Genomic DNA, 9,154 nt, shown 5'->3' on the forward strand with positions numbered 1-9,154 from the left:
CGCGCCCGGCACGCCGCCGCCGGTCGCGCTGGCCCCGCCAGCCGCTGCCACCCCGCCGCCGCCCGCCCCGGTCCCGGCGCCCGCGCCCTTGGCCGCGCTGGTCCGCCAGGTCGACATTCCGTTCGAGAGCTTCACCCTGGCCAACGGCCTGACCGTGGTGGTCCACACCGATCGCAAGGCTCCGATCGTCGGGGTGACGACCTATTACCGCGTCGGCTCCAAGCACGAGCCGCGCGGGCGCACCGGGTTCGCCCACCTGTACGAACACCTGTTCTTCGGTGGCTCGGAGAACGTGCCCAATTTCGACGTGCCGCTCGAGAGCGCGGGTTCGACCCCGACGAATGGCTCGACCGACTACGACCGCACCAACTATGTCGAAACGGTGCCCAAGGGCGCGCTCGAGCGGGCGCTGATGATGGAAAGCGACCGCATGGGCCACCTGCTCGGCGCGGTCACCCAGGACAAGCTGAACAAGCAGCGCGGCGTGGTCCAGAACGAGAAGCGCCAGGGCGACAACCAGCCCTACGGTCTGGCGCAATACGCCATCGGCGAAGGGCTATTCCCGGTCGGCCACCCCTATCGCCATTCGGTGATCGGCTCGATGGCCGATCTGGACGCCGCCAGCCTGGCTGACGTGCGCCAGTGGTACCGCGACAACTATGCCCCCAACAACGTCGTGCTCGCGTTGACGGGCGATATCGACGCGGCGACCGCGCGGCCGCTGGTGGAGAAGTGGTTCGGCGCGATCCCGCGCGGCCCCGCGGTGGTGACCGCGCCGGCCGCGCCGGTCACCCTGCCCGCGCCGGTGCGGCGCGAGATGGCCGATCAGGTGCCGACCACGCGGCTCTACCGGGTGTGGAGCGCGCCCGGGCTCAACGATCCCCAGGCCGTGGCGCTCGCGGTCGGCATGGACATCCTCGGCGGGCTCGCCAGTTCACGGCTCGACAATGCCCTGGTGCGGGGCAGCCAGCAGGCGGTCAGCGTCAGCGCCATGGCCCAGCTCAGCGAGCAGGTCAGCCAGCTGATGGCGGTGATGGACATCAAGCCCGGCACCGACCGCACCGCGGCCGAGCAGGCTTTCGATGCGGTGATCGAGCGGCTGGTCCGCGAAGGCCCGAGCGAGGACGAGGTGCGCCGTTCGGCCACGCGGCTGACCAGCGCGCAGATTGCCGCGCTCGAGCAGGTCGGCGGGTTCTACGGCAAGGGCGCAACCCTGGCCGAAGGCGCGCTCTATTCGGGCAATCCGGCCAAGTACCGCGAGGATCTGGCTGCGCTGGCCGCGCTCACCCCGCAGAGCGTCAAGGCGGCGTTGCAGCAATGGCTTGGCCGCCCGCCCTTCACCCTGGCCGTGGTTCCGGGCGAGCGCACCGAACGCGGCGAGCAGATGGGCGGCTGGGGTGACGAGACGCCCGCCGCCAAGGCCCCGCGCAAGCCCAGGTCGGCGGCCGTGCCCGCGCTCAAGCCGGGACCCAAGCGCGCCCTGCCCGATATTGCCCCGGTGGGCGAGCTGGCCTTCCCCATGGTCGAGCGGACCACGCTCGGCAATGGCATCCAGGTCACCCTCGCGCGCCGCACCGCCGTGCCCAAGGTGCTGGTCAGCCTCAACTTCGATGCCGGCACCGCGGCTGACCGGCTCGATACCCCCGGCACCCAGGCAGCGATGCTGGCCCTGCTCGACGAGGGCACGGCCACCCGCACCGCCACGGCGATCGCCGAGGAGCAGGAACGGCTGGGTGCGACGATCACGGCGCAGACCGGGCTCGATTCCAGCGCGATCCTGCTCGATGCGTTGTCCGCCAACCTCGCCCCCTCGCTGGCGCTGATGGCCGATCTGGTGCGCAACCCGCGGTTCGCGGCCGAGGACGTGGCGCGGGTCAAGGACCAGCGCCTGGCCCAGCTGGCCCAGGCCGAGGCCAGCCCGCAGGCGCGGGCGATGCGGGTGATGGCACCGGCGCTGTTCGGCGCGGCGCACCCCTACGGATTGCCCGCGGACGGGCTCGGCACCGCGACCAGCATCGCCGCGTTGACCCCCGAGGCGCTGCGCGCCGCCCACGCGCGCTGGTTGCGCCCCGACCTGGCGCGGATCACCGTGGTCGGCGACGTGACGATGGAGCAGCTACGCCCGCTGCTCGATCAGGCCTTCGGCGCCTGGGCCGTCCCGGCCGCAGCCCGGCCCGCCAAGCCGCTCGATGCCGCGCTGCCCATGGCCAGAGCGCGCATCCTGCTGGTCGACCGGCCCAACTCGCCGCAATCGTTCATCCTCGCAGGAAAGGTCCTGCCGCTCACCGGCCGCAGCGCCGATGCCGAACCGCTCGAGCTGGCCAACGAGGTGATCGGCGGGGGCTTCCTCTCGCGGCTCAACCTCAACCTGCGCGAGGACAAGGGCTGGTCCTACGGGGTCTATTCGCAGATCACCGCCCCGGTTGGCCCGCGCAGCCTGCTGGTCTCGGCCCCGGTCCAGTCGGACCGCACCGGCGATGCGCTCAAGCTGCTGATCACCGACATGGCGGCCTTCCCCGATTCGCGCGGGGTGGAGCCGGACGAACTGACGCGGGTGACCGATGGCAACATCCGCGGCCTGCCCAACCGCTACGAGACCAACATGGCCGTCCTCTCCGCGGTGATCCAGAACGACCGGCTCGGCCGGCCCGACGACTACCAGCGCACCCTGCCCGAGCGGTATCGCCGGATCGACGCCACGGCCCTCAACGCTGCGGCCCATGCCTGGCTGCAGCCCGACCGGATGACCTTCGTGATCGTTGGCGATCGCAAGCTGGTCGAGCCCCAGCTCAAGGGCATCGGCCTGCCGCTGGAAGTGGTGGGCAGCGCGGCGGACTGACCCGAAAGGGGCCTGAACCGGGGGTGGGCGGATCGGCCGGGCGGGTCCGTCAGTCCCCGCCCACGCCGCCTTAGCCCAGCGCCTGCTTCAGCAGGTCGTTCACCACCTGGGGATTGGCCTTGCCCTGCATGGCCTTCATGGTCTGGCCGACGAAGAACCCGAACAGCGCCTCCTTGCCGGCCTTGTACTGCTCGACCTTGTCGGCATTGTCGGCCAGCACCTTGGCCACCACCGCCTCGATCGCGCCGGTGTCGCTTTCCTGCTTCAGCCCCTCGCGCTCAACGATCGCCGCCGCGCCGTCGCCGGTCTCGAGCATCTTCTCGAACACCTGCTTGGCGATCGTGCCGGAAATTGTCCCATCGGCGACCAGCGCCAGCAGCTCGGCGGCCTGCGCCGGGCTGACCGGGCTGTCCTCGAGGCTGCGGCCCAGCCGGTTGAGCGCGCCGAACAATTCGGAGGTGAGCCAGTTGGCGGCCTGCTTGGCGACGGCCTCCTCGCCCTTGCCCTGCTTGGTCGCGGTTTCGGCCAGCAGCGCCTCGAACCAGCGCGCGGTCTCGACCTCGGCGGTGAGCACGCCGGCCACGTAGGGCGTCAGCCCCAGCGCGGTTTCATAGCGCTGACGCTTGGCGTCGGGCAGCTCGGGCAGGCTGGCGCGGCACGCCTCGATGAAGCTCGCCTCCAGCACCAGCGGCAGCAGGTCGGGGTCGGGGAAGTAGCGGTAGTCGTGCGCGTCCTCCTTGGAGCGCATCGAGCGGGTCGTGCCGGTGTCGGGATCGAACAGGCGGGTTTCCTGCACCACCTTGCCGCCGCTTTCCAGCACGTCGACCTGGCGGCTCGCCTCGTGCTCGATCGCCTGCATGACGAAGCGGACGGAGTTGACGTTCTTGGTCTCGGTCCGGGTGCCGAACGGCTCGCCGGGCTTGCGCACGCTGACGTTCACGTCGGCGCGCATCGAGCCTTCCTCCATGTTGCCATCGCACGAGCCGACATAGCGCAGGATCGCGCGCAGCTTGCGCAGATAGGCCCCGGCCTCGGCAGGCGAGCGCATGTCGGGCCGGCTGACGATCTCCATCAGCGCGACGCCCGAGCGGTTGAGATCGACATAGGACATGGTCGGGTGCTGATCGTGCATCAGCTTGCCCGCATCCTGCTCGACGTGGATCCGTTCGATCCCGATGCGCTTCACAGCCGCTTCCGGGTTCTTGTCGTCCAGGCTGATGTCGATGTGCCCCTCGCCCACCAGCGGGTGGTAGAGCTGGCTGATCTGGTAGCCCTGCGGCAGATCGGCATAGAAGTAGTTCTTGCGATCGAACCGCGACCACGCATTGATCTGCGCATCGATGGCAAGGCCCGTGCGCACCGCCTGGCGGATGCACTCCATGTTCGGCACCGGCAGCATCCCCGGCATGGCCGCATCAACCAGCGACACCTGGGCATTCGGCTCGGCCCCGAAGGTGGCGCTGGCGCCGGAAAACAGCTTGGACTTGGACACGACCTGCGCGTGAACCTCAAGGCCGATCACGACCTCCCATTCGCCCGTGGCGCCCTGGATACGATACGCGGAATTCGTCATGTCATTCACCGTTCGTGTCGAGCGCAGTCGAGACACCTGCGCTGGCCCGTCCGTCTCTCGACTTCACTCGAGACGAACGGAGAAGGAAGGTTACCACCACTTGGCGGGCTTGGCCGTGAAACCCGCGCGCTGCTCCAGCGCCAGCCCGGCATTGAGCACGCCCTGCTCGTCGAAAGCCCGGCCGATCACCTGCAGCCCCAGCGGCAGACCCTGACGGTCGAGCCCGGCGGGGACCGACATGGCGGGCAGGCCGGCGAGGCTGGCCGGGACCGAGAACACGTCGTTGAGGTACATCGCCAGCGGATCGTCGCTCTTCTCGCCCAGCGCGAAGGCCGCGGTCGGCGCGGTCGGGGCGAGGATCACGTCGCAGTGCTGGAAGGCCAGTTCGAAATCGCGCGCGATCAGCGTGCGGACCTTCTGCGCCTGGGTGTAATAGGCGTCGTAGAAGCCGGCCGAGAGCACGTAGGTGCCGATCATGATGCGGCGCTTGACCTCGGGGCCGAAGCCGGCGGCACGGGTGGCGGCATACATGTCCTGCAGCCCCGCGCCATCGGGCAGGTCGCGCAGGCCATAGCGCACGCCGTCATAGCGCGCGAGGTTCGACGAGGCCTCGGCCGGGGCGATGATGTAGTAGGTCGGCAGGGCATACCTGGTGTGGGGCAGCGAGATCTCGACGATCTCGGCACCCGCGTCCTTGAGCCAGGCGATGCCATCGTCCCAGCTCCTGGCCACGTCGGGGTCCATCCCGTCGAGCCGGTACTCGCGCGGGATGCCGACCTTCTTGCCGGCCATGCTGGGGTTCAGCCCGGCCTCCCATGCGGGCACGGGCAGGTTCAGGCTGGTCGAATCCTTCGGATCGAACCCGGCCATGGCCTCGAGCATGATCGCGCAGTCCTGCACCGAGCGGGCCATCGGCCCGGCCTGGTCGAGCGACGAGGCGAAAGCCACCACGCCCCAGCGCGAGCAGCGGCCATAGGTCGGCTTGATCCCGGCGATCCCGGTGAAGGCGGCGGGCTGGCGGATCGAGCCGCCGGTGTCAGTCCCGGTCGCCGCCGGGCACAGGCGCGCGGCGATCGCGGCGGACGACCCGCCCGACGAGCCGCCCGGCGCCAGCGGCGCGGTATCGCCGGGGCGGCGCCAGGGCGAGATCACGTTGCCGAAGGCGCTGGTCTCGTTCGACGAGCCCATCGCGAACTGGTCGAGGTTGAGCTTGCCGAGCATGCCCGCACCGGCGTTCCACAGGTTCTGCGAGACCGTGCTCTCGTACTCCGGCGTGAAGCCCTCGAGAATCCTGCTGGCCGCCGTGGTCTGCACGCCCTTGGTGGCGAACAGGTCCTTCATGCCGATCGGCACGCCCGCCAGCTTGCCCAGCGGCTGGCCCGCCGCCCGCGCGGTATCGACCTTGCGGGCCGCGGCAAGCGCCGCCTCGGGCGTGGTGACGATGAAGGCGTTGAGCGCCGGCTGCGCCGCGGCCACTGCGGCGTTGAACGCTTCGGCCACCTCCACCGCGGTGAAGGTGCCGGCGGCGACGCCGCTGCGGATGTCGGCAATGCCGAGTTCGGTCAGGTCGGTCATGGGCCTCGATCTCCCGTCAGCGCGTGGCCTTCGACAAGCTCAGGCTGAGCGGAGTTGATAGTGCACGATAGAAACAAGGTCCGCTCGGGCTGAGCCTGTCGAAGCCCACGCGCCCGCGGCGGACCGGGAAAACCTACTCGATCACCTTCGGCACGCCGAAGAAACCATGCTCGGCCGCCGGGGCATTGGCCAGAACCGCATCGCGGATGCCGCCATCGGTCACCGCATCCTCGCGCAGGCGCAGCGTGTTGGGGATCACCGCGGTCATCGGCTCGACCCCGGTCACATCAACCTCGCCAAGCTGCTCGACCCAGGCGAGGATCCCGTTGAGTTCGGGGACCATGGCCGCGACCTCGGCCTCACTGACCTTGATGCGGGCAAGCGAGGCGATCTTGGTGACGGTGGCGGTATCGACCGACATGGAGGGTCAGACCTTTCGGACGGAAGGAACGATCAGGGCTGCGGCAGGGCCTGGGGCGCGACCCCGCCGGCGCCACCGCCCTGCTGCTGCGCCTGCATCATCTGCATCAGCTGGCGCTGCTGCTCGAACTGCTGGCGGCTCATCACCCCCAGCACCTCGATGTCGAAATAGAGGTCGGAATTGGCCGGGATCGGGCCGTTGGCCTTGTCGCCATAAGCAAGCCGGGCCGGGATCACGACCTTGTACTTGCCGCCCGGCTGCATCTGCTGCAGCGCCTGGGTGAAGCCGGGAACGACCTCGCGCAGGGCGAGCGGGGCCTTGCCCTGGTCGAACACCTTCCCGTCGGCCAGCTTGCCGGTGTAGTCGATGAAGGCCACGTCATCGAGCGTCGGGTTCGGGCCCTCGCCGGCCTTGACCGTCTTGACCGCGACCAGTTCCGGCATCGCTGCCCAGGCCACTCCGCCGGCCACGGCCACGGCTGCAGCCACGCCGAGCCAGAGCTTGGTGAGCGAGCCCTTCTGCAGGGGCTGGAGCGGAACGCGGGTGATCTCGGTCATCGATTCGTCCTCATGGTCGTGCCGCGCACGCAGCAAAAAGGGCGCGGATTAAGCCGCGCCCTCTTGGCGTAAAGCGCGTGCCGGAGCAACCCCGGCACAGGCGCAAGGCGGCGCTTACTTGCCGCCGTCACGCTCGGCGCGCTTGCGCTCGAGCTTGCGGGCGCGACGGACCGCGGCAGCCTTTTCACGGGCGCGCTTTTCCGAGGGCTTTTCATAGTGACGGCGCAGCTTCATCTCGCGGTACACACCCTCACGCTGCAGCTTCTTCTTGAGCGCACGGAGAGCCTGATCGACATTGTTGTCGCGAACGAGAATTTGCATAAACCGACACACCTCAACAGATCGGAAGGCGAGAACCCCGCTGGTGAAGCGCGCGGGGGAGCACCTTATCAATGCCAATACAAACCGCCCCGAATCCTTGCCGGACCGGTTCGAAGAAGCGGCCCGCTAGCAGAGGACTCTGCGCTTGGCAAGCAGGCCGCCGCCGCGAAATCGGCCGACTGCGCCAAGAAAGTGGCATCTTCGGCAAAGCCTCGCTACAGCCCCCCGGATGAATTCCTCTCCTTCCTTCGGCCTGTCCTCGCTGCTGGTCGCCTCGGGCGGTGCCGCCGGTGCCTGGCTGCGCTTCGCCACCGGACGCGCCTGGCAGGCGCTGGCCCCGGCCCCGGCCACCGCCTTTCCCTGGGCCACGCTGACCGCCAACGTGCTGGGCTGCCTGTGCATGGGCCTGCTGGTCGGCGTGCTCGCGCGGCACGGCCAGGGGGGCGATGGCTGGCGCCTGCTGCTGGGGGTCGGCGTGCTGGGCGGCTATACCACCTTCTCGGCCTTCGCGCTGGAATTCACCCTGTTTGTCCAGCGCGGCCTGCTTGGCCTCGCCGCGGGCTATGTCGCACTGTCGCTACTGGCCGGCTTCGCCGCGCTGTTCGGCGGGCTGCTGTTGACCCGGGGGCCGGCATGAAGCCCCCTGCCGGCGCGCACGGCCGCGATGATCAGGTCCGCCAGTTCACCGTCCAGGCCGATGACGAGGGGGTCCGGCTCGACCGCTGGTTCAAGCGCCACCTGCCCCAGATCGGCTTCGCCACGGTCTCGCGTTGGGCCCGCACCGGCCAGATCCGGGTCGACGGCAAGCGCGCCGATCCGGCCGACCGGCTCAGCGCCGGCCAGGTCCTGCGCGTGCCACCCGGCGGGAACGAGCCGGCCAAGGGCGGTCCGCGCCCCCGGCGCGAGCTGACCGAGGCGCAGATCGCGCTCGCCGACAGCATGGTGATCCACCGCGACCGTTCGGCGATCGTGCTCAACAAGCCGCCGGGGCTCGCCACCCAGGGCGGCAGCGGCACCTTCGAGCATGTCGACGGGCTGCTCGACGCCTATGTCCAGGACGGACCGCGCCCGCGCCTGGTGCACCGGCTCGACAAGGACACCTCGGGGGTGCTGCTGATCGCCGCCACCCCGGGCAGCGCGGCCTATTTCTCGCGGCGCTTCTCGGGCCGCTCGGCGCGCAAGATCTACTGGGCGCTGGTGATCGGCATTCCCGACATCTCCGACGGCCTGATCGAGCTGCCGCTGGCCAAGCAGCCGGGCACCGGTGGCGAGAAGATGATGGTCGATGAAAGCGAGCACGGCCAGCCCGCGCGCACCCGCTACCGCGTGCTTGACCGCGCCGGGAACCGCGCCTGCTGGGTGGAACTGCAGCCGCTCACCGGGCGCACCCACCAGCTGCGCGTGCACATGGCGGCGATCGGCCACCCGATCGTCGGCGATGGCAAGTATGGCGGCCCCGAGGCCTTCCTCTCGGGCTCGATCAGCCGCAAGATGCATCTCCATGCGCGGCGCCTGCTGATCGACCACCCCGATGGCGCCCCGCTCGATGTCACCGCCGAGCTGCCCGAGCATTTCGCCGCGTCGATGGCCCAGCTTGGCTTTGACGAGGCGCTCGGCGCCGACCTGCCCGAGGCCCCGCGCGCACCGGAGAAGGAGCTGCGCAAGGCCGCGGCCAAGGCCCACGCCAAGCAGTACCGCAAGGAGCGCCGCGGCGAACGGCGCAAGCGGGCCGATGGCGAGGGCGCGCCGGCGCGCAAGCCCAGCGGCCAGCGCGCCCGTGGCGGCCCCGCGACTGGCAAGGCGGCCGGCAAGACGGGCGGCAAGACGGGCGGGCCGCCCGCCGGCAAGCCGACCGGCCGGGCGGCTCC

The 9,154-nt window shown here is 70.1% G+C and carries 8 protein-coding genes; 3 read left to right on the forward strand and 5 right to left on the reverse strand.

What is annotated here, in order from left to right:
• Nucleotides 1–28: 28 nt before the first annotated feature.
• On the forward strand, nucleotides 29–2,839 hold the full coding sequence (locus tag H7F53_RS17260; RefSeq protein WP_246438974.1) for a M16 family metallopeptidase: 2,811 nt from the start codon (nucleotides 29–31) through the stop codon (nucleotides 2,837–2,839).
• Nucleotides 2,840–2,909: 70 nt separating this feature from the next.
• Here H7F53_RS17260 and gatB read toward each other — a convergent pair whose 3' ends face one another.
• From gatB to rpsU, 5 genes are all read right to left on the reverse strand, one after another.
• Nucleotides 2,910–4,412: an Asp-tRNA(Asn)/Glu-tRNA(Gln) amidotransferase subunit GatB gene (gatB, locus tag H7F53_RS17265; RefSeq protein ID WP_185680762.1), complete on the reverse strand. Its 1,503-nt coding sequence runs from the start codon at nucleotides 4,410–4,412 to the stop codon at nucleotides 2,910–2,912.
• 90 nt (nucleotides 4,413–4,502) lie between these two features.
• Nucleotides 4,503–5,987 carry an Asp-tRNA(Asn)/Glu-tRNA(Gln) amidotransferase subunit GatA gene (gatA, locus tag H7F53_RS17270; RefSeq protein WP_185680763.1) on the reverse strand — a complete coding sequence of 495 codons (1,485 nt, stop codon included), beginning with the start codon at nucleotides 5,985–5,987 and terminating at the stop codon, nucleotides 4,503–4,505.
• 133 nt (nucleotides 5,988–6,120) lie between these two features.
• Nucleotides 6,121–6,408, reverse strand: coding sequence for an Asp-tRNA(Asn)/Glu-tRNA(Gln) amidotransferase subunit GatC (gene gatC / locus H7F53_RS17275; protein WP_185680764.1), 288 nt, complete (start codon nucleotides 6,406–6,408; stop codon nucleotides 6,121–6,123).
• Between the two features lie 32 nt (nucleotides 6,409–6,440).
• Nucleotides 6,441–6,965, reverse strand: coding sequence for an FKBP-type peptidyl-prolyl cis-trans isomerase (locus tag H7F53_RS17280; RefSeq protein ID WP_185680765.1), 525 nt, complete (start codon nucleotides 6,963–6,965; stop codon nucleotides 6,441–6,443).
• Between the two features lie 114 nt (nucleotides 6,966–7,079).
• A complete protein-coding gene (rpsU, locus tag H7F53_RS17285; protein ID WP_185680766.1) occupies nucleotides 7,080–7,286 on the reverse strand; it encodes a 30S ribosomal protein S21 in 207 nt (68 codons plus the stop codon).
• 229 nt (nucleotides 7,287–7,515) lie between these two features.
• On the opposite strand from rpsU, the gene H7F53_RS17290 reads away from it, so the two are divergent.
• Together H7F53_RS17290 and H7F53_RS17295 are read left to right on the forward strand one after the other, a co-directional pair.
• On the forward strand, nucleotides 7,516–7,923 hold the full coding sequence (locus H7F53_RS17290; RefSeq protein WP_185680767.1) for a fluoride efflux transporter FluC: 408 nt from the start codon (nucleotides 7,516–7,518) through the stop codon (nucleotides 7,921–7,923).
• The coding region (locus tag H7F53_RS17295) for an RluA family pseudouridine synthase (protein ID WP_185680768.1) at nucleotides 7,920–9,154 on the forward strand (1,235 nt) is incomplete at its 3' end. The genes H7F53_RS17290 and H7F53_RS17295, both read left to right, overlap by 4 nt.

It is taken from the genome of Novosphingobium piscinae (genome assembly GCF_014230355.1).
GTDB classification, from domain to species: domain Bacteria; phylum Pseudomonadota; class Alphaproteobacteria; order Sphingomonadales; family Sphingomonadaceae; genus Novosphingobium; species Novosphingobium piscinae.